The sequence below is a fragment of the Empedobacter stercoris genome, assembly GCF_020281205.1.
Classification (GTDB): Bacteria; Bacteroidota; Bacteroidia; order Flavobacteriales; family Weeksellaceae; genus Empedobacter; species Empedobacter stercoris.
Map to the genome: position 1 here is coordinate 1 of NZ_JACXZC010000062.1, position 1,743 is coordinate 1,743.

Annotated in this window: 2 protein-coding genes; both read left to right on the top strand. The window is 30.2% G+C overall.

Going from position 1 to position 1,743, the window contains the following annotated elements:
• The first annotated feature begins 242 nt into the window (after positions 1 to 242).
• Positions 243 to 443 (top strand): hypothetical protein, encoded by a 201-nt coding sequence (locus IF125_RS14120; RefSeq protein ID WP_225542922.1) that lies wholly within the window; start codon positions 243 to 245, stop codon positions 441 to 443.
• Positions 444 to 637: 194 nt separating this feature from the next.
• A complete protein-coding gene (locus tag IF125_RS14125; RefSeq protein WP_225542923.1) occupies positions 638 to 1,624 on the top strand; it encodes a LuxE/PaaK family acyltransferase in 987 nt (328 codons plus the stop codon).
• The last annotated feature ends 119 nt before the right edge of the window (positions 1,625 to 1,743 follow it).

Consider the following 1,743-nt stretch of genomic DNA (forward strand, 5'->3'; position numbering starts at 1 on the left):
AAGAAAGTTTGGCTATATTAGCCCTATCGAAAAACTAAAATCTACTTGGCCAGTTGCACTTATAACTTGAACATGGCGAAGAACAAATCATTGGAACTACAAAATTTGAATTTGCAGATGTTCCGATGGGTGTTGTTTATGGCAAAATAAATTTTATAGACATAGAATCTCCGTATTTATTATTCAAAAATTATTGTTTAAAAAATAACATTCATATAAATTATGATTCTGAAAATGAAAGAGTGATAGACACAGTTATTCTTCCAAATCTTAGAATTTATTATAATAATTTTAAAGATGAATTAAAGAGTTGGGGGAGTTCTATTTCTGGAATTGAAACTTCTGATGACGGAATTGAATTTGAAATTACTTCATATGGTTTAGAATCTGAAACAATATCAACTTTATTTAAATATCATTTTGATGAATATTTAAATAAATAATTTTCATGTATAAAATTCGTCAATTCGAGTGATTTTTAGAAAGACTTTTCTAATTAAGATAAATTTTATCGTTTAAAACCTTACTCTCGATACAAAATTCTAAACGAATTTCACTCGAATTGACGGTTTTAATTATAAGAAGAATAATTTCATTCAAATTCGCACACTTCTTCTCTATTTTGTAATTTTGCAAAATGTTTGATTCAAAGCAAATTTTTAGTATTCAATCCGAAGAAGATTTCCAAAACGTTGCATTGGAAGTTTTCCGTTATCAAGCGCAAGAAAATGAAGTGTTCAAAAACTTCTTAAACTTCTTGAATGTTGATTATTCTACTGTAAAACACACCAACGAAATTCCTTTTTTACCGATTCAATTTTTTAAGAAATATAATCTTATTTCTGGAAATCGTGCCGTTGAAAAGGTTTTCACAAGTTCAGGAACCACAGGAATGTCAACAAGCAAACATTTGGTGACCGATTTGGCATTGTATCATTACAGTTTAGAAAAATGTTTTGAACAGTTTTATGGACCACTTTCTGATTATACAATATTTGCACTTTTACCTTCGTATTTAGAGCGTACAGGTTCTTCGTTGATAGATATGGTGGAATATTGGATTGAAAAATCTGGTAGCGATAAAAGCGGATTTTATTTGTATAATCACGATGAATTGTATGAAAATCTTATCGCACACGAGAAAACAGGTAAAAAAGCTATTTTGATTGGTGTTTCATTCGCTTTGTTAGATTTTGTAGAAAATTATAAAATGAAATTGAAACATACCATCGTGATGGAAACTGGCGGAATGAAAGGTCGTAAAAAAGAAATTACACGCGAAGAATTACATACAATCTTAAAAGATGGTTTTGGAACTAATGAAATTCATTCGGAATATGGAATGACTGAATTGCTTTCGCAAGGGTATTCTCGTGGAGATTTAACGTTTAAATCGCCCAATTGGATGCGAATAATGATTCGCGAAACTGAAGATCCCTTAAGCTATGTTGAACAAGGAAAAACTGGTGGCGTAAATGTGATAGATTTAGCCAATTACAATTCGATTAGTTTTATTGCGACTGATGATTTGGGAAAAAAAGTAGCCACAAATCAATTTGAAATTTTAGGACGTTTTGACCATTCTGATGTAAGAGGTTGCAATTTGATGGTGATAGAATCATAAAAAAACGCACTAAATTTTAGTGCGTTTTTTTTATTTTTTATTCTGTCCCGTCCTGAAATAGCGACACAAAAAAAATAATCGTTATTATGGAAGAAAGAAACAATTATGTCAAACGCACT